This window comes from Pseudoxanthomonas spadix, from assembly GCF_003703395.1.
Classification (GTDB): Bacteria; Pseudomonadota; Gammaproteobacteria; order Xanthomonadales; family Xanthomonadaceae; genus Pseudoxanthomonas_A; species Pseudoxanthomonas_A spadix.
The window spans coordinates 165,441-189,483 of the sequence record NZ_RDQN01000001.1 but is presented as its reverse complement, the minus strand read 5'-3'; the positions used below and the strand labels follow the sequence as shown (position 1 = coordinate 189,483).

The 24,043-nt window shown below is 68.3% G+C and carries 24 protein-coding genes; 3 read left to right on the top strand and 21 right to left on the bottom strand.

Annotated elements, in window-relative coordinates:
- Positions 1–32: 32 nt before the first annotated feature.
- From D9R12_RS00840 to rlmE, 10 genes are all read right to left on the bottom strand, one after another.
- Positions 33–521 (bottom strand): NUDIX hydrolase, encoded by a 489-nt coding sequence (locus D9R12_RS00840; RefSeq protein ID WP_014160928.1) that lies wholly within the window; start codon positions 519–521, stop codon positions 33–35.
- A 150-nt stretch (positions 522–671) separates the two neighbouring features.
- Positions 672–2,780 carry a polyribonucleotide nucleotidyltransferase gene (pnp, locus tag D9R12_RS00835; RefSeq protein ID WP_122227033.1) on the bottom strand — a complete coding sequence of 703 codons (2,109 nt, stop codon included), beginning with the start codon at positions 2,778–2,780 and terminating at the stop codon, positions 672–674.
- A 159-nt stretch (positions 2,781–2,939) separates the two neighbouring features.
- Positions 2,940–3,200, bottom strand: coding sequence for a 30S ribosomal protein S15 (gene rpsO, locus D9R12_RS00830; protein WP_014160930.1), 261 nt, complete (start codon positions 3,198–3,200; stop codon positions 2,940–2,942).
- Positions 3,201–3,357: 157 nt separating this feature from the next.
- Complete coding sequence (truB, locus tag D9R12_RS00825; protein WP_014160931.1) at positions 3,358–4,395, bottom strand: tRNA pseudouridine(55) synthase TruB; 1,038 nt, start codon at positions 4,393–4,395, stop codon at positions 3,358–3,360.
- Positions 4,395–4,772, bottom strand: a complete 378-nt coding sequence (gene rbfA / locus D9R12_RS00820) for a 30S ribosome-binding factor RbfA (protein ID WP_014160932.1) — start codon at positions 4,770–4,772, stop codon at positions 4,395–4,397. The genes truB and rbfA overlap by 1 nt, the downstream gene beginning before the upstream one ends.
- Positions 4,773–4,952: 180 nt before the next feature.
- Complete coding sequence (gene infB / locus D9R12_RS00815) at positions 4,953–7,622, bottom strand: translation initiation factor IF-2 (protein ID WP_170159098.1); 2,670 nt, start codon at positions 7,620–7,622, stop codon at positions 4,953–4,955.
- A gap of 95 nt (positions 7,623–7,717) precedes the next feature.
- Positions 7,718–9,229, bottom strand: a complete 1,512-nt coding sequence (gene nusA, locus D9R12_RS00810; RefSeq protein WP_043290514.1) for a transcription termination factor NusA — start codon at positions 9,227–9,229, stop codon at positions 7,718–7,720.
- A gap of 49 nt (positions 9,230–9,278) precedes the next feature.
- Positions 9,279–9,839: a ribosome maturation factor RimP gene (gene rimP, locus D9R12_RS00805; RefSeq protein ID WP_122227030.1), complete on the bottom strand. Its 561-nt coding sequence runs from the start codon at positions 9,837–9,839 to the stop codon at positions 9,279–9,281.
- Positions 9,840–10,287: 448 nt separating this feature from the next.
- Entirely contained in the window at positions 10,288–12,228 is a 1,941-nt protein-coding gene (gene ftsH, locus D9R12_RS00800) for an ATP-dependent zinc metalloprotease FtsH (RefSeq protein ID WP_043290515.1), read from the bottom strand.
- 74 nt (positions 12,229–12,302) lie between these two features.
- Positions 12,303–12,935, bottom strand: coding sequence for a 23S rRNA (uridine(2552)-2'-O)-methyltransferase RlmE (rlmE, locus tag D9R12_RS00795; protein WP_014160937.1), 633 nt, complete (start codon positions 12,933–12,935; stop codon positions 12,303–12,305).
- Between the two features lie 98 nt (positions 12,936–13,033).
- Here rlmE and yhbY point away from each other — a divergent pair, with 98 nt between their 5' ends.
- Both yhbY and D9R12_RS00785 read left to right on the top strand, forming a co-directional pair.
- On the top strand, positions 13,034–13,339 hold the full coding sequence (gene yhbY / locus D9R12_RS00790; RefSeq protein WP_014160938.1) for a ribosome assembly RNA-binding protein YhbY: 306 nt from the start codon (positions 13,034–13,036) through the stop codon (positions 13,337–13,339).
- A 71-nt stretch (positions 13,340–13,410) separates the two neighbouring features.
- On the top strand, positions 13,411–13,785 hold the full coding sequence (locus D9R12_RS00785; RefSeq protein ID WP_122227028.1) for an Mth938-like domain-containing protein: 375 nt from the start codon (positions 13,411–13,413) through the stop codon (positions 13,783–13,785).
- Positions 13,786–13,822: 37 nt separating this feature from the next.
- Here the strand turns inward: D9R12_RS00785 and D9R12_RS00780 are convergent, their stop codons facing one another.
- From D9R12_RS00780 to surE, 4 genes are read right to left on the bottom strand one after another with little or no spacing between them, the layout of a single operon-like run.
- Positions 13,823–14,632 (bottom strand): peptidoglycan DD-metalloendopeptidase family protein, encoded by an 810-nt coding sequence (locus D9R12_RS00780; protein ID WP_122227026.1) that lies wholly within the window; start codon positions 14,630–14,632, stop codon positions 13,823–13,825.
- The gene (locus D9R12_RS00775; RefSeq protein WP_122227024.1) at positions 14,629–15,243 is read right to left on the bottom strand and encodes a YqaA family protein; all 615 of its coding nucleotides are present in this window, start codon (positions 15,241–15,243) and stop codon (positions 14,629–14,631) included. Before D9R12_RS00775 ends, D9R12_RS00780 begins: the two co-directional genes overlap by 4 nt.
- Complete coding sequence (locus tag D9R12_RS00770; RefSeq protein WP_122227022.1) at positions 15,243–15,926, bottom strand: protein-L-isoaspartate(D-aspartate) O-methyltransferase; 684 nt, start codon at positions 15,924–15,926, stop codon at positions 15,243–15,245. Before D9R12_RS00770 ends, D9R12_RS00775 begins: the two co-directional genes overlap by 1 nt.
- Entirely contained in the window at positions 15,923–16,702 is a 780-nt protein-coding gene (gene surE, locus D9R12_RS00765; RefSeq protein ID WP_122227020.1) for a 5'/3'-nucleotidase SurE, read from the bottom strand. Before surE ends, D9R12_RS00770 begins: the two co-directional genes overlap by 4 nt.
- Positions 16,703–16,794: 92 nt before the next feature.
- On the opposite strand from surE, the gene D9R12_RS00760 reads away from it, so the two are divergent.
- Complete coding sequence (locus D9R12_RS00760) at positions 16,795–17,331, top strand: Smr/MutS family protein (protein ID WP_122227018.1); 537 nt, start codon at positions 16,795–16,797, stop codon at positions 17,329–17,331.
- A gap of 199 nt (positions 17,332–17,530) precedes the next feature.
- Here the strand turns inward: D9R12_RS00760 and D9R12_RS00755 are convergent, their stop codons facing one another.
- The 7 genes from D9R12_RS00755 to D9R12_RS00725 are packed head-to-tail and all read right to left on the bottom strand — an operon-like array spanning position 17,531 to position 23,974.
- Positions 17,531–18,913 (bottom strand): ATP-binding protein, encoded by a 1,383-nt coding sequence (locus D9R12_RS00755; RefSeq protein ID WP_043291180.1) that lies wholly within the window; start codon positions 18,911–18,913, stop codon positions 17,531–17,533.
- Positions 18,914–18,930: 17 nt separating this feature from the next.
- On the bottom strand, positions 18,931–19,620 hold the full coding sequence (locus D9R12_RS00750; RefSeq protein WP_014160946.1) for a response regulator: 690 nt from the start codon (positions 19,618–19,620) through the stop codon (positions 18,931–18,933).
- A 24-nt stretch (positions 19,621–19,644) separates the two neighbouring features.
- Positions 19,645–20,316, bottom strand: coding sequence for a tetratricopeptide repeat protein (locus tag D9R12_RS00745; RefSeq protein ID WP_122227016.1), 672 nt, complete (start codon positions 20,314–20,316; stop codon positions 19,645–19,647).
- Positions 20,297–21,136, bottom strand: coding sequence for an SDR family oxidoreductase (locus tag D9R12_RS00740; RefSeq protein WP_122227014.1), 840 nt, complete (start codon positions 21,134–21,136; stop codon positions 20,297–20,299). Before D9R12_RS00740 ends, D9R12_RS00745 begins: the two co-directional genes overlap by 20 nt.
- Positions 21,136–21,810, bottom strand: coding sequence for an iron-containing redox enzyme family protein (locus D9R12_RS00735; RefSeq protein ID WP_122227012.1), 675 nt, complete (start codon positions 21,808–21,810; stop codon positions 21,136–21,138). Before D9R12_RS00735 ends, D9R12_RS00740 begins: the two co-directional genes overlap by 1 nt.
- The gene (locus D9R12_RS00730) at positions 21,807–23,306 is read right to left on the bottom strand and encodes an AMP-binding protein (RefSeq protein ID WP_122227010.1); all 1,500 of its coding nucleotides are present in this window, start codon (positions 23,304–23,306) and stop codon (positions 21,807–21,809) included. The genes D9R12_RS00735 and D9R12_RS00730 overlap by 4 nt, the downstream gene beginning before the upstream one ends.
- Positions 23,303–23,974, bottom strand: coding sequence for a thermostable hemolysin (locus tag D9R12_RS00725; protein WP_122227008.1), 672 nt, complete (start codon positions 23,972–23,974; stop codon positions 23,303–23,305). The genes D9R12_RS00730 and D9R12_RS00725 overlap by 4 nt, the downstream gene beginning before the upstream one ends.
- Between the last annotated feature and the right edge of the window lie 69 nt (positions 23,975–24,043).

The following is a 24,043-nucleotide window of genomic DNA, read 5'->3' as shown; positions in this document are numbered from 1 at the left end:
ATCATCTGTGGATGAAGCCGCCCCACGCAGGCTCAGGCGCGCGAGACGTTCCACGAGACCATGCGGCCATCCTTGTACGGCATCACCGCGTGGAAGCTGCGCGGGTCACCATCGAACACCAGCGGCAGGAAATGCTGGTCGCCCTCCCACAGCGGCAGCTCCAGCAGCCGGTCCAGGTCCACCCACTCCAGCGTGCCTTCCGGATTTTCGGCCAGCGGGGTGCCGGTCCAGGCGCTGACCACGAACACGAACGCCAGCCAGTCCTCGCCGTGCTTGCCGAAGCCCGGCCAGCTGATCGTGCCGCGCAGGCTCAGTGCCTGACATTCGATGCCGGCTTCCTCGCCGATCTCGCGGCGCATGCAGGCCAGCACGTCCTCGTCCGGCTCGAGCTTGCCACCCAGCCCGTTGTACTTGCCCAGGTGGATGTCATTGGGCCGCGCGTTGCGATGGATCATCAGCACCTGCTTGCCGTCGGCTGACAGCACGTAGCCGAGCGTGGCAACGATGGGAGTATAAGGCATGGAGAGCGCCACGGCAGTGAAGGATCGACCATTGTAGGAGGCCCACGCCGCAGCGCGTCCGCCTGCCTGAAGGCGCTGTTTTTTACTTGCGCAGACGCGAAAGGCGGGCCACTGGCCCGCCTTTTTCGATTGCAGCCATTGCGCGGACCGTTACTCGACCGGCATGCCCTCACCGTCTTCCACCGCCTTCATGGACAGGCGGATGCGGCCCTGCTTGTCCACTTCCAGCACCTTGACCCGGATCAGGTCGCCTTCCTTGAGCTTGTCGGAGACCTTTTCCACGCGCTCGACGGAAATCTGCGAGACATGGACCAGACCATCCTTGCCCGGCGCGATGGTGACGAACGCACCGAAGTCCATCAGCTTGGCGACCTTGCCCTCGTAGATGCGGCCCGGCTCGATGTCCGAGGTGATCTGCTCGATGCGGGCCTTGGCGGCCTGGCCGGCGGCGCCGTTCACCGATGCGATGGTGATGGTGCCATCGTCCTGGATATCGATCTGGGTGCCGGTTTCCTTGGTGATGGCCTGGATCACCGCGCCGCCCTTGCCGATCACCTCGCGGATCTTGTCGGGGTGGATCCTGATGGTGATCAGGCGTGGCGCGAACTCGCTCAGCTCCTGGCGCGGCGTGGTCAGCGCGTGGGCCATCTCGCCCAGGATATGCAGTCGACCGGCCTTGGCCTGGGCCAGGGCCTGCTTCATGATTTCCTCGGTGATGCCTTCGATCTTGATGTCCATCTGCAGCGCCGACACGCCGTTGGAAGTGCCGGCGACCTTGAAGTCCATGTCGCCCAGGTGATCCTCGTCACCGAGGATGTCCGAGAGCACCACGAAGTCGTCGCCTTCCTTGACCAGGCCCATGGCGATGCCGGCCACCGGCGCCTTGATCGGCACGCCGGCGTCCATCAGCGACAACGAGCTGCCGCACACCGAGGCCATCGAGGAGGAGCCATTGGACTCGGTGATTTCCGAGACCACCCGGATGGTGTAGGGGAACTCCTCCATCGTCGGCATGACCGCCAGCACGCCACGCTTGGCCAGACGGCCGTGGCCGATCTCGCGACGCTTGGGGCCCATCATGCGGCCGGCCTCGCCCACCGAGTACGGGGGGAAGTTGTAATGGAACAGGAAGTTGTCCTTGTACTCGCCCGAGACCGCATCAATCACCTGGCCGTCGCGCGCAGTGCCCAGGGTGGTGACCACGATGGCCTGGGTCTCGCCGCGGGTGAACAGGGCCGAGCCGTGGGTGCGCGGCAGCACGCTGACCTTGGCGCTGATCGGACGGACCGTGTCCAGCGCGCGCCCGTCGATGCGGACCTTGGTGCTCAGCACCGCGCCGCGCAGGGTCTGGTATTCCAGCTCGGAAAATTCCTTGGACAGCTCGGCGGTGCTCCAGCCATCGGCCTGCACGCGGCCGGCCAGCGACTCCAGCACGTCGGACTTGATCGCGGCGATGGCGTCGCGGCGCTGCAGCTTGTCGCGCACCTGGAAGGCTTCGGCCAGCTGGTCGCCGACGGCTTCCTTCAGCGCCGAGACCAGGGCCTGGTTCCTGGCCGGGGCGGTCCAGTTCCAGGACTGGGTGCCGGCTTCGACGACCAGCTCGTTGATGACGTGGATGACCTTCTGCATCTCGCGATGGCCAAACATCACCGCGCCCAGCATCACCTCTTCGGACAGCTCGGCCGCTTCGGATTCGACCATCAGCACGGCGCCGGACGTGCCGGCCACGACCAGCTCGAGCCTGGACTCCTTCAGCTCGGACACGGTCGGGTTGAGCACGTACTGACCGTTGATGTAGCCGACCTTGGCCGCGCCGATCGGTCCGCTGAACGGCGCGCCGGTCAGGGCCACGGCGGCCGAGGCCCCGATCAGGGCCGGGATGTCGCCGTCGATGTCCGGGTTCAGCGACATCACCGTGGCGATGACCTGGACCTCGTTGCGGAATTCTTCCGGGAACAGCGGACGCAGCGGTCGGTCGATCAGGCGCGAGATCAGCGTCTCCTTCTCCGTGGCGCGGCCTTCGCGCTTGAAGAAACCACCGGGAATGCGGCCACCGGCATAGAACCTTTCCTGGTAATCGACCGTCAGCGGGAAGAAGTCCTGGCCTTCGCGGGCCTTCTTTGCGGCCACGGCCGAAACCAGCAGTACGGTGTCATCGAACTTGACGATGACCGCGCCGCCGGCCTGGCGTGCGATTTCGCCGGTTTCCAGGGTGACCTGGTGCTTGCCGTACTGGAAGGTCTTTGTGATTTTTGCCACGTGGGTTTTCCTAAGTGTCTCGAACTGGTTGACCCGGTTGCGACCCTTGTCGCGCGCGGGTGGCCGGCGTATGCGGCCGTTGTTGCAGTGCGATTTTTTCCGATCGCCGGAAAAAATGAACCGCGGCGCATCACTGCGCCGCGGTCGGTCATTCTGGTTTTAGCGGCGCAGACCCAGTTTCTCGATCAGGGCCTTGTAGCGCGGGGCGTCCTTGCGGTGCAGGTAATCCAGCAGGCTGCGGCGCTGGTTGACCAGCTGCAGCAGGCCGCGGCGGCTGTGGTGGTCCTTCTTGTGGGTCTTGAAGTGGCCGGAGAGCTGCTCGATGCGGGCGGTCAGCAGCGCGACCTGGACTTCCGGCGAACCGGTATCGTTGGCGGCGCGCTTGTTCTCTTCGATGATCTTCTGGGTGTCGATGGACATGGTGGTGGCTCTCTTGTGATGCGCGACCTGCAGGAACGCGGACTGTCCACCGCGCGCACCGCCTGGTCCGCCGCTTGCGATTGAGGAAATGGCCCGTGGGCCAGGCGCCTGAAAAGGCCGCAGCATTGTAGGCGGGGCCACCTTGCGGCACAAGGTTTCAGTCCGGCGACAGGCCGCCGCCGGTCGGCCAGTTGAACAGCCGCTGGGGCGAAAGCACCCCGTCCCTGGACAGCTGGGCCAGTCCCACCACCGCGCCGGTTTCGGAAAACACCGCCACTAGGCCGGCCGGCCCGGGCACCTTGTTCAGGCGCTGGCCCTGACCGAAGCGGGCGGCGGCCTCGACGGTCAGGTCGATCCGCGGCAGGCCGACCAGGCCCGCCTCCACCGGCAGCAGACAGGCCTGCAGGGCGCGTGGGTCGCGTTCGGCCAGGGCCTGGAGCTGCTCGATGGTCCACATGCGCGGCTCGCGGAACGGATCGACCCACAGCCGGCGCAGCTGCGCCACGTGCGCGCCACACCCCAGCGCCTCACCCAGGTCGCGGACCAGGCTGCGCACGTAGGTGCCCGAGCCGCATTCCACGTGCAGGCGCAGCAGCGGACGGCCGTCGTCGAGCAGGTCGTCGGCGGCCTGCAGCTCGAAGGTGCGCACGAACACCTCGCGTGCCTGGACCTCCACCACTTCACCGCGACGGGCCTTGGCATACAGCGGCTCGCCCCCGCGCTTGAGTGCCGAATAGATCGGCGGGCGCTGCTGGATACGGCCGGTCAGCGAACGCAGGGCCGCGTCGATCCGGTCGATCGGATAGGCCTGGACGTTGCGTTCGCACAGCACCTGGCCCTGGGCATCATCGGTATCGGTGACCTGGCCCAGGCGGGCCACGGTGTCGTAGGCCTTGCTGGCGCCGAGCAGGTTGCCGGCGATCTTGGTCGCTTCGCCGAAGCAGATCGGCAGCAGCCCGGTGGCCAGCGGATCCAGTGCGCCGGTGTGGCCGCCCTTCTCGGCGCAGAACAGGTGCCGCACCCGCTGCAGGGCCTGGTTGGAACTCATGCCGGCAGGCTTGTCGAGCAGCAGGATGCCGTCGACGCGACCGAACCTGGTGCGCGCACGCTGCGGACGCCGGCGGCTGCTGGCCGGCGCCGGACCGCCACGTCCGGCACCGTCGTCCGGGGTCGCGGCGGGGTCGATCGACACCATCAGTCCTGGTCAGGCTCGGGTTGCAGCGGCGGCAGCGGGTTTTCGCGCAGCAGCGTTTCGATGCGCTCGCCCTTGTCCACCGAATCGTCGTAGTGGAAATGCAGTTCGGGCACGTGGCGCATCTTCACCGCGCGGCCCAGGGCGTAGCGGATCTGCGGCGCCAGTTCCTTCAGTGCCTTGAGCGCCTCGCGCGAGCGTTCGGGCATCAGCGCGGTGACGAACACCTTGGCGTGGGCCAGGTCGCGGGTCACTTCAACGTCGGACACGCTGACCGACGGCAGGCCGTGCTCGCGCACGGTGTCATGCACGATCGTGCCCAGCTCGCGGCGGAGCTGGGCCGAGACGCGATCGCTGCGGTGGAAGGATTTGGTGGGCATGGTCGGGAACCTCTCTGATTCGCGGGACTTGCGGACTCGGGACTCGGGTTCCTGGACTCGGGAAGTCAGAAGCAGCTGCAGCAATGCCGGGGCCGTGGGCTCGGGACCGGGGAGCCGGGAGAGCAGGGTTGGCGCCTTGCTTTTCCCGAGTCCCGGGTTCCGAAACCCGAGTCCCGGCTCTTACAGCGTGCGCTGGACCTCGATGCGCTCGAAGCACTCGATCTGGTCGCCGACCTTGACGTCGTTGTAGGCCTTCACGCCGATGCCGCACTCCATGCCGTTGCGCACCTCGTCGACGTTTTCCTTGAAGCGGCGCAGCGATTCCAGCTCGCCCTCGAACACGACCGTATTGTCGCGCAGCACGCGGATCGGCTTGGACCGCTTGACTGTGCCTTCGATGACCATGCAGCCGGCCACCGCGCCGAACTTGGAGCTGCGGAACACGTCGCGGACCTGGGCGACACCGATGATCTCCTCGCGGATTTCCACGCCCAGCAGGCCCGAAGCGACCTGCTTCACCTGGTCGATCACGTCATAGATGATCGAGAAGTAGCGCATGTCCACGCCATTGGCCTCGACGATGCGGCGGGCCGAGGCGTCGGCACGCACGTTGAAGCCGATGATGGTGGCCTTGGAGGCGACCGCCGAATTGGCGTCCGACTCGGTGATGCCGCCCACGCCGGAGCTGATGATGTTGATCCGGATGTCCTCGTTGGACAGCGCAACCAGCGCGTGGCGCAGTGCTTCGACCGAACCCTGGACATCGGCCTTGATGATCAGGTTCAGGCTGAGCTGGCCCTCGCCCTTGCCCAGCTGGGCCATGATGTCTTCCATGCGGCTGCCGGCCGAGGCGACCAGGCGCGACTCGCGACGCTTGGCATCGCGCTGCTGGGCCACGTCCTTGGCCAGGCGCTCGTCCTCGACCACCACGAAGTCATCACCGGCATCGGGCACGCCGGACAGGCCCAGGACCTGCACCGGGATGGAGGGACCGGCCGAGGCCGGCTGGCCACCGGTTTCGTCGAACAGCGCGCGCACGCGGCCGTACTGCACGCCGCACACCAGGTAGTCGCCGCGCTTGAGCAAACCCTGCTGGACCAGCACCGTGGCCACCGGGCCGCGGCCCTTGTCCAGCGAGGACTCGATGACCGTCCCGCTGGCGCGGCCTTCCGGTGCGGCCTTGAGCTCGAGCACCTCGGCCTGCAGGCTGATGGCATCGAGCAGGGTGTCGATGCCCTGGCCGGTCTTGGCCGAGACTTCGATGAACTGGGTGTCGCCACCGAACTCTTCGGCGACCACGTCATGGGCCAACAGCTCGTTTTTTACCCGCAGCGGATCGGCGCCGGACTTGTCGATCTTGTTGATCGCCACGATCAGCGGTACGCCGGCGGCCTTGGCCTGCTGCACCGACTCGATGGTCTGCGGCATGACCCCGTCATCGGCCGCCACCACCAGCACCACGATGTCGGTCAGCTTGGCGCCACGGGCGCGCATGGCGGTGAACGCCGCGTGGCCCGGGGTATCCAGGAAGCTGATGACGCCCTTGTCGGTTTGGACGTGGTAGGCACCGATGTGCTGGGTGATGCCGCCGGCTTCGCCGCTGGCGACCTTGGTGCGCCGGATGTAGTCCAGCAGCGAGGTCTTGCCGTGGTCGACATGACCCATGATGGTGACCACCGGCGGACGCGGCGCGGTCTTGCCCTGGACGTCCTCGACATGGGCCAGCAGCGCGTCCTCGGCGTCCTCGCTGTCCGCGCGCACGACCTTGTGGCCGAGCTCTTCGGTGATCAGCGCTGCGGTGTCATGGTCGATGGTCTGGGTGATGGTGGCCATCACGCCCATCTTGAACAGCGCCTTGACCACATCGCCACCCTTGAGCGCCAGCTTCTGGGCCAGGTCGCCGACGGTGATGGCTTCGCCGATCGCCACTTCCCGCACCACCGGTGCGGTCGGACGTTCGAACTGGTGGCTGCCCGAGCCGCCGCGGCTCTGTTCCAGCTGGCGACGCGGCTTGGGCTTGCCGCGGGCGGCCCCGCGACGGGCGCGATCGGCGGCCGACAGGTGCAGCTGGCCGGCAAAGCGCTGGGTGCTCTCGTCGTCCTCGACCCCGGCGACCATCGCGTGCGAACCACGGGTCTTGTGCTTGGCCGCAGTGGTGGCGCGGTCGGGTTCCTTGCGCGCCGGCGCCGGCGCGGTGCGCGGCGGATGGGCGGCACCGGCCTTGGCCGGGACCCGGATCGAGGTGCCCGGCGCAGGCCCGACGCTCTCGTCGATCGGCGTGCGCACGGGGGCAGCGGCTTGTTCGGCGTCCTCGACGGCGGCGCGGGCTTCGGCCTCGGCCTGGGCGCGCACGGCGGCCTCGGCCTGGCGCTTGCGCTCGTTTTCCTCGTTGCGGGCGCGGTCCATCTCGGCCAGGCGCGCCTGCTCGGCCAGGTTGCGCTGGCGCGATTCTTCCAGCTTGCGCAGGATCTCGGCGCGCTCGTCGCCACCGGCGGCGGCGCCGGCACGACGGGCCTCGTTGGCCTGGGCTTCGGTCGGCTTGACGTAGGTGCGCTTCTGGCGCACTTCCACGGCCACGGTCGCATTGCTGCGGCCGGTCTTGACGGTCACTTCCTGCACCTTGCGGCGGGCCAGGGTGATCTTCTTGGAAGCCTCGCTCTCTTCGCCGCCACCCTCGGTCTTGCCGTGGGTGCGACGCAGGAAGCCGAGCAGCTTCATTTTCTCGGTACTGGACACTTCCTGGTCGGGGCCACTGAACTTCATGCCGGCCTCGGCCAGCTGTTCGATCAGTTTATCGACTGGGGTATTGACCAGTTCGGCGAGCTTGCGGATGGTGGTTTGCTGCGACATTCGGATCCTATGATCTGGTTGGCGCCCCCTCGCCCAGAGCAAGGGAAGCGCGAATTCTAAGCCCTGACGCCATCAGGGCGATGGTCATGGCTGGCTCATTGGCCGCGCTCCAGTCGGGCGATCTCCTCGGCGCGTGCGGCCAGGATCAACGTGGCCGCGCGCGCCTCGTCCAGCCCTTCGATGCCGAACTCGACGACCTCGTCGGCGGCCAGGTCGGACAGGTCCTCGCTGGTCTTCACGCCATGGCTGGCCAACGCGTGGGCGGTGTCCTCGTCCATGCCTTCCAGGGCCAGCAGGTCGGCGGCCGGACCTTCGTCCTCGGCACCTTCTTCCTCGGCCAGGGCCGCGTTGAGCAAGGCATCGCGGGCACGGGCGCGCAGCTCCTCGACGATGTCCTCGTCGAAGCCTTCCACCGCCAGCAGTTCGCCGACCGGCACGTAGGCGATTTCCTCGACGGTGTTGAAGCCCTCCGACACCAGGATCGCGGCGATTTCCTCATCCACTTCCAGCTTGTCGATGAACAGCTGGCGGGCCACGGCCTGCTCGGCCTCGGACTTGGCCGAGACCTGGTCCTGGGTCATCACGTTGAGCTGCCAACCGGTCAGCCGGCTGGCCAGACGCACGTTCTGGCCGCCCTTGCCGATCGCCTGGGCCAGGCGATCCTCGGCCACTGCCAGGTCCATCGAATGACGTTCCTCGTCGACGATGATCGACTGGACTTCAGCCGGCGCCATGGCATTGATGACGAAGTTGGCCGGGTTCTCGTTCCACAGCACGATGTCCACGCGCTCGCCGTTGAGCTCGTTGCTCACCGCCTGCACGCGCGAACCGCGCATGCCGATGCACGCGCCGATCGGATCGGTCCGGGTGTCGTGGGCCAGCACGGCGATCTTGGCGCGGTCGCCCGGGTCGCGTGCGCAGGCCTTGATCTCGACCAGGCCCTGGCCCACTTCCGGCACTTCCAGCTTGAACAGCTCCATCATGAATTCCGGCGCGGCGCGGCTGATGAACAGCTGCGGGCCGCGCGGCTCGGAACGCACGTCGTACAGATAGCCGCGGACGCGGTCGCCGGCGCGCAGAACGTCGCGCGGAATGCCCTTGTCCTTGGAGATGAAGGCCTCGGCGTTGCCGCCCAGGTCCACGTAGATGTTGCCGCGCTCGGCACGCTTGACGATGCCGGTGACCAGCTCGCCCACCCGATCCTTCCAGGCGTCCACGACCTGGGCACGCTCGGCCTCGCGCACGCGCTGGACGATGACCTGCTTGGCGGCCTGGGCGGCGATCCGGCCGAAATCGGGGTTTTCGATCTTTTCTTCGATGTACTGGCCTACCGCCACGCCCTCGGCCTCCTCCACCGCATCCATCAGGCGGATCTGCCGGTCCGGCGACTCCATGACCACATCGTCGGCCACCACTTCCCAGCGCCGGAACGTCTCGTAGGTGCCGTCCTTGTGGTTGATGGTCACCCGGATCAGCACATCCTGCTCGGGATAGCGCTTTTTGGCGGCCGAGGCCAGGGCAGCTTCGATGGCGTCGAAGATCACTTCACGCGGGACGCCTTTTTCGTTGGCGACCGCGTCCACCACCAGCAACAATTCCTTACTCATCTTTCACTCCGCGCGCGACCCTTGAGGCCGTCGTTGGGTTGGGTTGTCATCAATGCAGCTTCCTCGGCGCGGCAGGCTTTTTCCTGGGCTTGCCTGCACCGATGTTCTTCTTTGGTTGTGGCGCCATGCCCAGCGCCACCCAGTCAGGCATCAGCCGCGCCTTGTCCAGGTTGTCGGCGGCAAAGGTCAGCTGGCGGTTGTCGAAGGCCAGGGTGATGCGGTCACCTTCGACCGAGACGATGTGGCCTTGCACGCGGCGGCGCCCTTCCTGCGGCAGCTTCAGCACCACCTTGACCTCTTCGCCGATGAAACGGGCGAAATGCGCTGCGTTGAACAGCGGGCGATCGACCCCGGGCGAGGACACTTCCAGGGTGTAGTGGTCGTTGATCGGGTCCTGGACATCGAGCTGGGCGGAAACTTCGCGGCTGACCGCCTCGCAGTCCTCGATGTTGACCACGCGGGTCTGGCGCTCGGCCTGGCTCACGTCGATGTACAGACGCAGGGTCGCATTGCCGGCGGCCGGCAGGTATTCCACGCCCAGCAGCTCCAGGCCCAGGGCCTGGACGGTGGGCTGCAGCAGCTCTGCAATCTCGGTTGCCTTGTCGCTCACGTCGCTGAAGATCTCGTCCTGTGTTTGTTCCAGAAACCGAAAAGGGCCCGAACGGGCCCTTGTCCGATGACGCTGGATGTGGAGGCGCCATCGCACCTCTACGAGCCCAGGCTTCTGGCCAGCGGAAGGCTTCACCTCGAAGCGTCCGGCATACCTGAAACGTTGGTCGCGGCACACAGGGGAAAGGTCGTCCACAAAAGGACCACCGGCATCACACCGTGCCGCAGCAGCGCATCATAAAGAGACCGGGCTTGCCGCGCAACCTGCAGCCATTCAGGAGCAACGGCGCGGCGCCCATCCCATGCGCGCCACGCCGCGTCGGTATCGTGGCCGCCCGGCGCACAAGCGCAACGCGCGGCTACAGCGTCGACCGCCGACCCAGCGTCCGCGCCCGGAAACGAGAAGGCCGGGACGCTGCCCGGCCTTTGCGCTCCACCTTGCCGCTGGCTCAGGTCTGCGCAGCCGGTCCGGCAATGGGTGGCAGCGGACGCTTGGGCGTGCCACCGCCGTCGTTGTCGCCCTTGGTCGGGGCCTTGGCCCAGCCCATCGGCGGCGGCGGATCACGACCTTCCATGATCGCGTCGATCTGCGGCACGTCGATGGTTTCGTATTCCAGCAACAGCCTGGCCATCGTGTGCAGCTTGTCCAGGTTGTCGCTCAGGATCTTGGTGGTGCGCTGATAGGCATTGTCCAGGATCGCGCGGACCACCTCGTCGATCTTGCGTGCGGTGTCGTCCGAGACGCTCTTGTGCTGGGTCACCGAACGGCCCAGGAACACCTCGTCGTCCTCCTCGCCATAGGCGATGGGCCCCATCTGGTCGCTCAGGCCCCACTTGGTGACCATGTTGCGGGCCATCTTGGTCGCCCGCTCGATGTCGTTGGAGGCGCCGGTGGTGACCTTGTCCGCGCCGAACACCAACTCCTCGGCCACGCGGCCGCCGTACAGCGAGCACAGCTGCGACTCGATCGCGGTACGGTTGTAGCTGTACTTGTCGCCTTCAGGCAGATACATGGTCACGCCCAGCGCGCGGCCACGCGGAATGATGGTGACCTTGTAGACCGGGTCGTGCTCGGGCATCAGGCGGCCGACGATGGCGTGGCCGGCCTCGTGGTAGGCGGTCAGGGTCTTCTCGTCCTCGCTCATGGCCATCGAGCGACGCTCGGCGCCCATCAGGATCTTGTCGCGCGCCCGGTCGAAGTGATCCATGCGGACCTCCTTCTCGTTGTGGCGCGCGGCAAACAGCGCCGCCTCGTTGCACAGGTTGGCAAGGTCCGCGCCGGAGAAGCCCGGCGTGCCGCGCGCGATGGTCATCGGCACCACGTCATCGGCCAGCGGCAGCTTGCGCATGTGGACCTTGAGGATCTGCTCGCGGCCCTTCACGTCCGGCAGGCCGACCACCACCTGGCGGTCGAAGCGGCCCGGACGCAGCAGCGCCGGATCCAGCACGTCCGGACGGTTGGTCGCGGCGATGATGATCACGCCCTCACCGCCCTCGAAGCCGTCCATCTCCACCAGCAGCTGGTTCAGGGTCTGCTCGCGCTCGTCATGGCCGCCGCCCAGGCCAGCGCCACGATGGCGGCCGACCGCGTCGATTTCGTCGATGAAGATGATGCACGGGGCGTGCTTCTTGGCCTGCTCGAACATGTCGCGCACGCGGCTGGCGCCGACGCCGACGAACATCTCGACGAAGTCCGAACCGGAGATGGAGAAGAACGGCACCTTGGCTTCGCCGGCGATGGCCTTGGCCAGCAGGGTCTTGCCGGTCCCGGGCTGGCCGACCATCAGCACGCCGCGCGGGATCTTGCCCCCGACCTTCTGGAACTTGGTCGGCTCGCGCAGGAATTCGACCAGTTCGCTGACCTCTTCCTTGGCCTCATCGCAGCCGGCGACATCGGCGAAGGTCACCTTGACCTGATCTTCGCCCTGCAGCTTGGCCCGCGACTTGCCAAAGGACATCGCGCCCTTGGCCCCGCCGCCACCGCCCTGCATCTGGCGCATGATGAAGATCCAGAAGCCGATGATCAGCAGCACGGGCAGGAAGTTGAGCAGGATCACGCCCAGCGAGATGCCGCTGTCCGGCTCCTGCTGGGTGACGTTGACGCCCTTGTTGATCAGCTGGTTGATCAGGCTGTCGTCCTTGGGCCCGTAGACCATGCCCTGGGTCCCATCGCTGCGCTTGTAGCTGATCGCGTTGGTCTTCAGATCGCCCTTGTTGGTGAAGTCGACCGAACTGATCTGGCCGTTGTTCACTTCCTGCAGGAACTGGGTGTAGGTGGTCTGGCCGCTGCCCTGGCCGGCGCCCATGCGCGGCGAGAAACTCTGGAACACCACCATGAGCACTACCGCCACTACGACCCACAGCAGCAGATTCTTGGTCAAGTCGTTCATCCTCATGGGCCTCGGTATTCCCCTGGCTGTGTCACTACGTTAACGCGGATATTCGTGCCGGCTCGAGGCCGGCTTCACTGGGGCAGGCTGCGCTTTCCCTGCCCCAGTGCGTAAACCTCCGGCGACCGCTTGCGCGAGGCGTCCGGCTTGCGGATCACCACGCGCTCGTAGCGCCGGCGCATGTCACGGATGTAATCATCGAACCCCACGCCCTGGAACAGCTTGATCAGGAACGCACCACCGGGCTTGAGATGGCCATCGGCGAAATCGATCGCCAGTTCGGCCAGATGCATCATTCTCGGCTGGTCCACCGCATCCACACCACTTTTATTGGGGGCCATGTCGGAAAGCACAAGGTCCGCCTGCCGGCCTTCGAGCATGGCCTCCAGCCGGGATAACACGACCTGCTCCCTGAAGTCCCCGTGAAGGAAGTCGACCCCGGCCAGCGAGGGCATCTCCAGGATGTCCATTGCCACGACCCGGCCCTGCCCGCCCATGGCCTGACGCACGTACTGCGACCAGCCGCCCGGGGCCGCGCCCAGATCGACCACGACCATGCCTGGTTTGAGCAGGCGGTCACGTTCGATCAGCTCTTCCAGCTTGTACGCCGCACGCGAGCGCAGACCCTCGGCCTGCGCCCGTTTGACATAGGGGTCGGCGAAGTGTTCCTTGAGCCAGCGCTGGCTGCTTTGACTGCGTTTGGCCATGGTTGCGAAAACGGCGACCTGCCAGGCCGCGCGATTCAAGGTGGGGATGGCGCCCATGATACGCTGAACGCCCCTCGTCACCTGAAAGCCCCGTCTGCATGTCCGTTGCCCTGACCGCCGCCCAGAACCGTTTCCTGCGTGGGCAGGCCCACGGGCTCAAGGCCGTGCTGCAGACCGGGGACAAGGGCCTGAGCGAGGCTTTCCTTGCCGGGCTGGAAGAAGTGCTGGAACGCCATGAGCTGATCAAGGTGAAGCTGGCCGCCGAGGACCGCCAGGCCCGGGAGGCGATGATCGGGCAGATCGCCCAGCGCACCGGCGCGGCCGTGGTCCAGCGCATCGGCCACGTGGTCATCCTGTACCGGCCCAGCCGCGACAAGCGCACCATCGTCCTGCCGCGCGCCTGACCGAGCCGCCGGCGCCTTCCGGCCTGCCGGCCTCGCCAGGGTCGGCCGTCCGATTCTTGCGGAGCCCCTCCATGCAGCTCAGCCACGAACGCCCCGACTACCCTTACAGCCTGCGCACGGCCAACGGGCACAGCGCCACGGTCAACGACCAGGTCCTGCAGCGCAGCTTCATCCTGACCCCATCGGTCCTGCAGACCGATTGGCCGGCCGTGGCCGCCGAGGCCTTGGATCCGGCCGCCCTGCAGCCGCTGCTGGCGCTGGAGCCGGAAATCGTCCTGCTGGGCACCGGCGCGCGCCAGGTGTTCCCGCCGGCCGAGGCCATGGCCGCCTGCCTGACCCGGGGGGTGGGGATCGAAGTGATGGCCAATGCCGCCGCCGCGCGCACCTTCCATATCCTGGCCGGTGAGGGTCGGCGGGTGGTGGCCGGGTTCATCCTGCAGGCCTGAGCCGCGCGCCGCCGGGCCGCGTCGCCGCAGCGGATACTTACCGCGCCGGCAGGTAACCCAGCGGATCGACCGGCTTGCCGTTGTAGCGGATCTCGAAGTGCAGCATGTCGCGCGAGGCACCGCTGCGGCCCATCTCGGCGATCTGCTGGCCGGCCTTGACATTCTGGCCTTCATTGACCAGGCGCTTGCGGTTATGACCGTAGGCCGAGAGCCAGGCTTCGCTGTGCTTGACGATGATCAGTTCGCCGTAACCCACCAGGCCGGCGCCGGAATACACCACCACGCCGTCGGCCGCGGCCCGCACTGCATCGCCACCATGGCCGGCGATGTCCACGCCCTGGTTGGTGGCATCGCCGGCAACGAACCGACCCACCAGCTGGCCGTCGGCCGGCCAGCGCCATTTGATGTCGCTCTTGATCGGCGCGGCGGCCGCGGCCGTGCCGCTGGCGGATGCGCTGGCCGCACGGCCGCTGGCCACGCTCGTGCCGGCGGAACCGCGCGCAGCGGCGCCACCGGGTGGATACAGCTTCAGGGACTGGCCCGGATAGATCGTGTACGGCGGCGCCAGGCCGTTCCAGGCGGCCAGGTCGCTCGGCACGATGCCGTTGTCGGTGGCGATGCGGTACAGGGTCTGGCCGCGCTGGACGGTGGCGCTCTGGCCATATTTGGGCCTGGACACCGCCCGTGGCGCGCTGGCCGAAGCACTCGTCCCACGACCGGGAGACGCGCTGCCGGTGCGGGTGACCGTGCTGCTGCACGCAGCCACAAGCAACGCTGCGCCGGCGACCAGCCCCAGTTGCGCGGCACGCGCTTTAAAGGAAACGGCCAGGTCCATGCGCTTGTTCATCCGTACTCAGCTCTCCACACCAGGTAACCCACCACCGCCAGCAGCAACACGCTGGCGATCCAGCCGACCGGTTCGATCCAGCGCCGCAGCGCCGCCTCGGCGCGCACCCCGCCCAGGCGCAGCGCCAGGGCGACCAAGAACACCCGCTTGCCGCGCCCCACCACCATCGCGGCGATGAACGGTAGCAGCGGCACTCCGACGATGCCTGAGGCCCATGTAAATATCTTCAGCGGGATCGGGGTGAATCCGGCCAGCACCAGCAGCCAGAAGGCGCGCCGGGGGGAATGGGCCACCAGCTCGCGCAGCTGCGCGACCTGCCCATCGACCGCCGCCCGCCAGCCCATTGCGTCGATCAACGGCTGCACCGCGTGATAGGCAAAATGGCCCAGGCCATAGCCGGCCAGCGCCCCCAGCAGCGAGCCGGCCAGGCTGGTGGCGGCAAAGGAGAACGCGCGCCGGGGGTGGGCCAGCGACATCGGCGCCAGCATCACTTCCGGCGGCACCGGGAAGAAGATCGCTTCGATCAGGCTCAACCCGAACAACAGGCGCGGGGCATGACGATGGCGCGACCAGGCAATGGTGCGCGCATACAGCGGTGCGAACACCTGCATCAGTCCAGGGTTCCCGACAGCAGGGGCACGAACATCACCGGGGCCAGCGTGGCCTGCTGCAGCTGCCCGTCGGCATCGCGGGTGACCTGCACCAGTTCCTGCGCCGCGGCGCCGCCGACCGGCGCCACCAGGCAGCCGCCGGGCGCGAGCTGTTCGACCAGGGCCGACACCAGCGCCGGCCCGGCCGCGGTGACGATGATGGCGTCATAGGGCGCATGCTCGGGCCAGCCGACGCGGCCGTCGTCATGCTTGCTGCGCACGTTCATGCCCAGCTGGCGCAGGCGCTTGCGGGCCAGGCGCAGCAGGTCGCCGATGCGCTCGACCGTGTAGACCTCGAGCCCCAGCGCGGCCAGCACCGCGGCCTGGTAGCCCGAGCCGGTGCCCACTTCCAGCACGGTCTTCGGATTGCGGCCGGCCAGCAGCACTTCGGTCATGCGCGCCACCACCCACGGCTGGGAAATGGTCTGGCTGTGGCCGATCGGCAGGGCGGTGTCCTCATAGGCACGCGTGGCCAGGGCTTCGTCGACGAAAAGATGCCGGGGCACGGTACCGATGGCGTCCAAGACATTCTCGTCGGCGATGCCCGCCGCGCGCAGGCGCTGGACCAGGCGGTCGCGCACGCGCTGGGAGGTCATGCCCGAGCCGCTGGCCTGCCCAAGGTGCACCCGCAGCCGCAGGGTCATGCCGACGACTCCAGGCTTGCGCTCAGCCCGCCGACCCAGCTGGCCACCGTTTCCAGCGCCTGGTAGCGGGTCAAATCGACGTGGATCGGGGTGATGGAGATGCAGCCGCTGCGCACGGCGTGGAAATCGGTACCGATGCCGGCGTCCTGCTCCGGGCCGGCCGGGCCGATCCAGTAGACGGTGCCGCCGCGCGGATCGTTCTGCGGCATGCAGGCCTCGGAACGGTGGCGGTTGCCCAGGCGGGTGACCTCGAAGCCCTGCACCTGTTCCCACGGCAGGTCCGGCACGTTGACGTTGAGGATGGTGTTGGCCGGCAGCGGATCGGACTTGAGCCGGGCCACGATCTCCACCGCGGCGCGCGCGGCGGTCTGGTAATGCTGGGCGATGTGGTCGCGGGTCACCAGGGAGACGGCCACCGCCGGCAGGCCCAGGAAACGCCCTTCCATCGCCGCCGAGACGGTCCCCGAATAGATCACGTCATCGCCCAGGTTGGCCGCGTTGTTGATCCCGGACACCACGATGTCCGGATCGAAGTCCAGCATGCCGGTCAGGGCCAGGTGCACGCAGTCGGTGGGCGTGCCGTTGACGCGGATGGTGCGTTCGTCCAGCTGGCGGATGCGGATGGGCAGGTCCAGGGTGAGCGAATTGCTGGCGCCGGAGCGGTCGCGGTCCGGGGCCACCACCCACACCTGGTGCCCGGCGCCGCGCAGGCCTTCGGCGAGGATCCGGATTCCGGGGGCGTCGACGCCGTCGTCGTTCGATACAAGTACGCGCACTTGGCTTCCTTCGATGGTGCGCGTCGATGATACCGGATCGACCCGGACGCTTCGCCCTTGCACCCGGCCACATCCGACGTAACCTGCAAGCCATGAGCGATGCAGGCGACGAAGACGACCAGGCCCGCCTGTTCCGCGAGGCGATTGGCCAGGTGCGGCGCATCGCGCCCGCGCCCACGCCGCCGCGCAAGCCGCGGCCGCGCCCGCTGGCACGCATGGCCCAGGCCGATGAACGGGCCGCGGCCAGCGAATTCCGCCGGGCGCTGCAGGCCATGCCGATTGGTGCCGGCGATGTGCTTTCGCACCGGGTCCAGGCGCTGCCGGTGGGCGTGTTCAACCGGCTCAGGCGCGGCCAGTTCTCGGTCCAGGACGAACTGGATCTGCACGGGGCCACCGCCGCCCAGGCAGAAGCCGCGCTGTGCCAGTTCCTGCGCGATGCCCAGCGCAGCGGCAGCGCCTGCGTGCGCATCATCCACGGCAAGGGACTCGGCTCGCAGGCCGAGATTCCGGTGCTGAAGAACGTGGTGGACCGCGTGCTGCGCCACCGCAGCGATGTGCTGGCGTTCCATTCGGCCACCCCGGCCCAGGGCGGCACCGGCGCGGTGGTGGTGCTGCTGGGCGCGCGCTGAGGGGCCCGAGCGGGCCTGCATGGCCATGGCGCCTGGTTCAGGCCGGTGAGCGGTGTTCGTGCCCCTGCGCAGGCGCCTGGTTCGTCAGGGCGATGCCTGGTACCGCAACCCGAAGATATCGAAACGTGAAAGCGCGTCTTCAAGCCCAGGGCTTGAATCCATCACTTTCACCATGTTCCGTTATCTCCGGGCTACGGTACTAGCCAGGGCAGGTGCCGCAGGTCAGCGGGAGCAGGACTTTTGCCTCCAGCCCGCCGAGCGTGTTGGACACGCCGAGCTCGATGCGCCCGCCGTGCGCGATCACCACCTCGTTGGCGATGGACAGGCCAAGGCCACTGCCCTCCACGCCGGTTCCCAGTTCGCGATGAAACCTCAGGAACACCCGCTCACGGGCTTCCTCGGCAATGCCCGGCCCGGAGTCCTCGACGCAGATCATCGCAACGTTGGCCATCAGCTGGGTCGAGACTGCGATGCAACCGCCTTCGGGCGTATAGCGCACCGCGTTTTCCACCAGGCTGCGCACCAGCAGCGCCAGCGTGAACTCATCGCCGCGCAACTGCACCCCTGCCAGCGACAGGGCCAGGACCTGGCCCTTGGCCCGCGCCAGCGCCCGCACGTCCTCCACCTCCATGCTGACCACGGTGTCCAGGTCCAGCAAGGCCGGCCTGTGCGCTTGCGGGCCCTGCTCGGCGCGACTGAGCGCCAGCAGCTGCGCGACCAGTTTTTCGAGCCGGCTGGCGCTGGCCTCCACATGCTGCTGCGACTCAGCCCGCTCATCGTCATTGCTGGCCTGGAGCAGGTTGGCCACATGCACCTTGAGCGCACTGATCGGCGTGCGCAATTCGTGCGCCGCATCGGCGATGAAGCGACGCTCCCGCGCCAGTGCCGAATCCAGCCGCTGCAACAGTCCGTTCACCGCACGCACCAGGCCGTGGACTTCAGCGGGCAGGTTGGAAAATTCCAGGGGCGACATCCGTTCGGGATCGCGCTCGCCGATCTGGTCAGAGACGCGGACCAGCGACCGGGTCGCCCACCGGACCACGATCCAGATCAGCGCGGCCATCAGCGGCAATGCCACCAGCAGCGGAACCAGGGTGGCCATGGCGATGTCCGCGGCCAGCTCCTGGCGGATGTCGGCATGCTCGGCCGACTGGAACCACCACCCTTGCGGCGAGCGCAGCGTGAACACCCGCCAGGTCGCCTGATCGATCCGCTGGTCGGTGAAGCCGGGCCGCAGCGGGGCGAAGGCCTGCACCGGCGCACTGTCCGAACGCAGCAGCAGCCGCCCCTGGGCGTCCCGGATCTGGAAGGCCAGCTTGGTTTCGTAGGCATGCCCGTCCGCAAACGCCAACGCCTCGCCGACCCCTTCCACCCGACCGTGCCAACCATGCAGCACGATGGGTTCGCCGGGATGCTCGGCAAGATCTGCCAGCGACTCGTCGACCAGACCGACCAGGACCCGGGCCGACTGCACCAGGCGCGCATCGAACATTTCGCCGGCTTCCTGCAGACCGGCTCGGTAACTGAATGCCGCCGCCAATGCCATCAGGATCGAGAGCAGGCCGATCAGCGCAACCAGCAGTACGCGCCGGATCGAATTCAAGCAGGCGTCTCGCCGGCACGCGCCACCGCGTCCTGGTCGAAGGCGTAGCCGATCCCGTGCACGGTGCGCACCACTGAAGGATGGAGCTTGCGGCGGAGCTGGTGGACATGCACGTCGACCGCGTTGCTGGCCACGTCCTCGTTCCACCCATACAGGTGCTGCTGGATCGTCTCGCGGCCCAGCGGGCGGCCGCGTTGCTCCATGAGCAGGCGCAGCAGGGCGAATTCGCGACGGGTCAGATCCACGCCCCGGCCCTGCCAGGTCACCGTCAGGCGGGCCGGATCTAGGTGCAGGGGGCCCGAGTCAAGGGCCGGCTTGGCACGGCCGGCGCTGCGCCGCAGCAGGGCCCGGATGCGGGCGTGCAGCTCGGCGGTATCGAACGGCTTGCCCAGGTAGTCGTCGGCGCCGACATCCAGGCCCAGGGTGCGATCGGCGGCGCGCTCACGCGCGCTCAGGACCAGGATGGGAACATCGCTGTCCTGGGCCCGGACCTGGCGGATCACCTCGATGCCGTCCACCCGCGGCAGGCCCAGGTCGAGCAGGACCAGGTCCACCCCGCCATCGTTGATCGCGGCCAGGGCACTGGCCCCGTCACGTACCCAGTCCACCGCGAAGGCCTCGCGCCGCAGCGCGATGCAGATGCCCTGGCCCAGCGAAACGTCGTCTTCAACCAGCAGGATGCGCATGGGCCCAGTCTCTGTCGGGTCGGCTCAGCGGCCGGCAAGGTGGGCGTTGACTTGTTTCAGTTTCGCCTCGGCCTCCTGGCGCCGGCCGCTGTCGGCCAGCGCCCGCCCGGGGCGCGCCGGCGCGGCCAGGGCCTTCTGCAGGGCCGCCGCCGCGCCCGCCCAGTCCTTCTGGTCACGCAGGAAGTCGCCATAGAAATAATTCGCATCGATGCCGTCGGGGTTGATCTCCAGGCCCTTGCGCAGCATCTGGCGCGCGGTGTCATCGTTGCCAAAGCCCAGCGGCCAGCCTGGGACCTGGTAATACAAGGCGCCCAGGCTGGTATAGGCCGAACCATCCAGTGCGTCGGGATCGAGCTTCAGCGCCGCTTCGAAGTCCGCCCTTGCCTGCTTGACCAGGCTCAGCGCGCCCATGCCGCCTTTCTCGCCGGCCCAGCTGGACAACACGATGCCCTCCCAGATCAGCGTCGCCGCATCCCTGGGCTGGGCCTGGCGCGCCTGCGCGGCCTGCCCGGCCAGGGCCTCGAAAGCCGCCTGGCGCTCGGACTTGGGCACCTGGTAGTTGATCTGCGCCCAGCGGTCGCGGATCTGGGCCACGGCCGGCGACACGGCCTGGGCGGCGGCCTGGGCCAGGCCGGCGAGCAGCAACAGCGCGCCCAGCCCGAGCACGCGCAGCGCGTCAGCGCGAAGACGGTTCATGGATCGGTTCCTCCAGGGTGACCGGCGCCTGACGGCTGGCGTGGCGCCGGATGATGGGAAGCTGGGCGCGCAGGCTGCGGTCGACCAGCGCGGGCAAGGCGCCATTGAGGCGCGCGAACAGTTTCTCCGGCCAGCCCAGCTGGCGCCGCAGATCACCGCGCTCGATGGCCCGGACCAGCTGGCGGGCAACCTCCTCGGGCGTATCCGAGCGGGTCTTCAGCTCGGCATTGAGCGCATCGACGCGGGCCGAATTGAATGCGGTGCGGGTGGCGCGCGGCGACAGGTACTGGAAACGCACCGGGCTCTCGGCGTACTCCCGGGCCAGGGCCTCGAACAGGCCGCGCAAACCAAACTTGCTGGCGCTGTAACCGGCAAAGGCCGGAAAACCGATGCTGCCGAAGGTGGAGCCGATCGCGACCACCGCCGCCTGCGGATGCTGGGTCAGCACCGGCAGCAGCGCATGGACCAGCAGCGCGGGGGCCACCAGGTTGGTGTGCAGCACGTTCTCCAGCTCCGCTGCGCTGTGCTGGCCGAACAGGCCGAACGCGCTCTGTGCATGGCCCAGCACCAGCAGCGCCGGGGTCGTGGGCTGTTCCCGTGCGGCCTGGACCAGCCGCGCCCGTCCTTCGGGCCCGGACAGGTCGGCGACCACGGTCACCACCCGACCCTGCGGCTGGGCCGCGGCCAGCGCCGCCAGGCGCGCCGGATTGCGTCCCACCGCCAGCACCTGTGCGCCCGATTGCACCAGCGCCGCGCACAGCGCCGCGCCGATGCCACCGGTTGCGCCGGTCACGATCACGTTCTTGCCGCGCAGGTCCATCAGGCGGCCTGGGCCAGGCGCATGCCGTCGCGGCGCAGGGTGCGGAAGATGTCGCCGTAGAGCACGTAGAAGCGCCGCGCGGCGTGGATCACGGCCTGCCGATCGGCTTCGTCGTCCAGGCGGTTCATCAGTCCTTCGAAGAATCCGGTGTGCTCCACGTCCAGCTCGCCATGCGAGAGCAGGTAGCTGAAGGCATTGCGCGGCAGGCCCAGGGCGGTCTGGATGGTGTTGGCCGCGCGGGTGGCCAGGGCCACGCTGGCCCCTTCCAGGACCAGCACCATGCCGAAGAAGCCCACCGGATTGCCGCGGGCGATGGTGTCGTAGGCATAGCTGACCATCAGCTCGGTGGCCAGCGACGGCTGCGAAGCGGCGCAGGTGGCGCGGTCTGCGCCGCAGGCGACCAGGTCGTCCAGGACCCACTCGTGGTGGCCCATTTCCTCGCCGATGTATTCGCCGATCGCGGCCCGCAGCCATTCCAGCCGGGCCGGCAGGCGCGCGCCGCAGGCCATCAGCAGCGGCACGGTGTGGCGCACGTGGTGGTAGGCCTGGCCGAGGAAGGCCACATAGTCCTCGCGGGCGATCTGGCCGGCCAGCGCGGCCTTGAGGATGGGCACGGACAGCAGGCCGGCGCGTTCGGCCTGGGTCTGCTCGAGCAATGTGTCGTGAAAGGTCATGCGGCAACTCCGGAAGCGGGGATGGTAGCCGGGCGGCGATAGCAGGCATCCACCTCGGACTGGTAGCGGGACAGGATCGCCTCGCGGCGCGGGCGGCCGTTGGCGGTGAGCAGGCCGTCGGCGGCGGTGAACGGCGCCCGGGCCCGGACGAATCGCGCCACCCGCGCGTAGTCGGGCAGTCCGGCGTTGACCTCGGCCAGGGCCTGGGCGATGAGCGCGTCATCGGCGTCGGGCCGGCGCGGCCAGAGCACGGCGATGTTGTCGGCCTGGGCCTCGCCCCAGACCACCGCCTGGGCCAGCACCGGGTGCTGCAGCAGCTCGCTTTCGACCCACTCGGGCGAGACATTGCGCCCGAAGGAGGTGATGAACACATTCTTGCGGCGGCCGGTGATGTGCACGAAACCCTCGCCGTCCAGGTGGCCCAGGTCGCCGGTCCGCACCGGCCCGGGCGCAAGCGCTTCACCGCCGAGGTAGCCCAGCGCGCGCACGCCATCGACCAGGATCTCGCCGCCATCGAAGGACACCCGGGCATGTGGCAGCGGTTGGCCGACGCTGCCGGCGCGCTGCGCCCCGGGCCGGTTCAGGCACACCACCGAGGCGCATTCGGTCAGGCCATAGCCTTCGAACACCGGCAGGCCCAGCGCCTGGGCGCGTGCCAGCAACGCCGGGCCGACCCGGCCCCCGCCCACCGCGATGTAGCGCAACGAGGCCGGCAACGGCGCGCCCTGTTCGGCTGCCATCACCAGCGCCAGCAGCAGCTGCGGCACCAGGATCACGCTCTCGGGCTGGTAGCGGTGCAGGCAACCGAGCAGGGTGGGCACGTCCAGGCCGGAGGCACCGGTGTAGCCGATCTCGCTCAACGACGGCAGCGCGATCTGGGCATCGGCCAGCAGCGCGGCGTAGAGCCCGGCGACGTTCTCCAGCAGCGTGGACAGCGGCATCAGGCACAGGTGGCGGCGCGGGGCGATGGCGCTGGAGGCCTGCACCAGCGAGCCAGCCACGGTCAGCAGGCTGGCACCATCCAGGCACACGCCCTTGGGCCGGCCGGTGGTGCCGGAGGTGTAGGTGACGCAGGCGGTCCCGGCTGGCAGCGCGACCGGGCGATCGGCAGCCAGCCGCCAGCCGGCCAGCCCGGTGCCGGCCAGCAGCGGCCCGAGCGCCGGGGCACCGCCCGGCAGCGGCGTGGCTTCGGCCACGATCACCGCCTGCGCACCGCTGGACGCCAGCGCATGGTCCACCTGTTCGGCCGAGAAGAACGTCGGCAGCGGCACGTGCACCCCGTCGATCAGGTGCAGGGCCAGGTCCAGTTCGAGCCAGGCCACCCCGTTGTCGAGGCGACTGGCGATGCAGGTCGTGCCGGCGCGCTGCAGGCGCTCGGCCAGGCTGCGCACGCGCCCGGCCAAGGCCGCATCGCCGATACCGCCATCGGCGACGATGACCCGCTCCGGGACCCCGCGCAGCGCATCGAACAAGGCCTGTGAGACCGGCGCACTCACAGCGACACGGCCAGGCAAAATCCCGAGGCGTCCGCCACCGGCTCGGCACGGGCCTGTTCGGCCTGGCGCATGACGTAGCCGTAGCCGGAGGTCACGTTGCCGCACATCACCCTGGGCTGGGCCTGGTAATAGCGGCCCCACTCGCTTGCATCGCCCTGCAGCCGGTCCGCGCGCGCCTCGGCCAGCTCGGTCAGCGACAGATGCAGACGGTCGAACGCATTGCGCAGCTGGCGGGTGGCGGCAAACAGAACCCAACGCACGTGTGCGGCATGCAGTGTGCAGGTCAGCTGCAGGATCAGTTCGCGCGCCGCGCCCGGGGTCGATGCAGCAAAGCTGCCGACCTCGGCCAGGTCGCGGCGCTGCACGCCCTCGGCCAGCTGCCGCGAGGCCAGCAGTGTCTCGGCGGGGACATCCAGGTATTGCTCGACGAACATCGGGCCCTCCTGGCCCAGCCGCAGGCCCACCGCCGCCAGCAGCTGCCCTTCGCTGTCGCGATAGGCCAGCAGATGAGGCAGGAAACTGTGCAGTTGCGCGCCATGGCGGTCGCGGTAGACCTGGGCGATGAACGCCTCCACCACGGACCGCTGCGGATGGTGCGCCTGAACCAGCTCGGCGCGCGCGAAACGTCCCTCCAGCGGGACAAGGGAGGCGGTGGGGATCCAGGACATGGCGCCAGACTGGCGTGGCCAGATTAAGTCGCAATTAGCCAAATGTTAGCCGTTCATTCGCTTTTCGAT

Excerpts from the sequence above, each read along its gene's own strand:
- D9R12_RS00745 (WP_122227016.1), bottom strand. The coding sequence starts at position 20,316 with ATGAACCGTCTTCGCGCTGACGCGCTGCGCGTGCTCGGGCTGGGCGCG.
- D9R12_RS00740 (WP_122227014.1), bottom strand. The coding sequence starts at position 21,136 with ATGGACCTGCGCGGCAAGAACGTGATCGTGACCGGCGCAACCGGTGGC.
- D9R12_RS00780 (WP_122227026.1), bottom strand. The coding sequence starts at position 14,632 with ATGAACAAGCGCATGGACCTGGCCGTTTCCTTTAAAGCGCGTGCCGCG.
- D9R12_RS00750 (WP_014160946.1), bottom strand. The coding sequence starts at position 19,620 with ATGCGCATCCTGCTGGTTGAAGACGACGTTTCGCTGGGCCAGGGCATC.
- D9R12_RS00840 (WP_014160928.1), bottom strand. The coding sequence starts at position 521 with ATGCCTTATACTCCCATCGTTGCCACGCTCGGCTACGTGCTGTCAGCC.
- D9R12_RS00770 (WP_122227022.1), bottom strand. The coding sequence starts at position 15,926 with ATGACCCTGCGGCTGCGGGTGCACCTTGGGCAGGCCAGCGGCTCGGGC.
- rpsO (WP_014160930.1), bottom strand. The coding sequence starts at position 3,200 with ATGTCCATCGACACCCAGAAGATCATCGAAGAGAACAAGCGCGCCGCC.
- nusA (WP_043290514.1), bottom strand. The coding sequence starts at position 9,229 with ATGAGTAAGGAATTGTTGCTGGTGGTGGACGCGGTCGCCAACGAAAAA.
- D9R12_RS00735 (WP_122227012.1), bottom strand. The coding sequence starts at position 21,810 with ATGACCTTTCACGACACATTGCTCGAGCAGACCCAGGCCGAACGCGCC.
- D9R12_RS00725 (WP_122227008.1), bottom strand. The coding sequence starts at position 23,974 with ATGTCCTGGATCCCCACCGCCTCCCTTGTCCCGCTGGAGGGACGTTTC.
- rlmE (WP_014160937.1), bottom strand. The coding sequence starts at position 12,935 with ATGGCCAAACGCAGTCAAAGCAGCCAGCGCTGGCTCAAGGAACACTTC.
- rbfA (WP_014160932.1), bottom strand. The coding sequence starts at position 4,772 with ATGCCCACCAAATCCTTCCACCGCAGCGATCGCGTCTCGGCCCAGCTC.
- D9R12_RS00785 (WP_122227028.1), top strand. The coding sequence starts at position 13,411 with ATGCAGCTCAGCCACGAACGCCCCGACTACCCTTACAGCCTGCGCACG.
- D9R12_RS00760 (WP_122227018.1), top strand. The coding sequence starts at position 16,795 with ATGAGCGATGCAGGCGACGAAGACGACCAGGCCCGCCTGTTCCGCGAG.
- D9R12_RS00775 (WP_122227024.1), bottom strand. The coding sequence starts at position 15,243 with ATGCAGGTGTTCGCACCGCTGTATGCGCGCACCATTGCCTGGTCGCGC.
- yhbY (WP_014160938.1), top strand. The coding sequence starts at position 13,034 with ATGTCCGTTGCCCTGACCGCCGCCCAGAACCGTTTCCTGCGTGGGCAG.
- ftsH (WP_043290515.1), bottom strand. The coding sequence starts at position 12,228 with ATGAACGACTTGACCAAGAATCTGCTGCTGTGGGTCGTAGTGGCGGTA.
- truB (WP_014160931.1), bottom strand. The coding sequence starts at position 4,395 with ATGGTGTCGATCGACCCCGCCGCGACCCCGGACGACGGTGCCGGACGT.
- infB (WP_170159098.1), bottom strand. The coding sequence starts at position 7,622 with ATGTCGCAGCAAACCACCATCCGCAAGCTCGCCGAACTGGTCAATACC.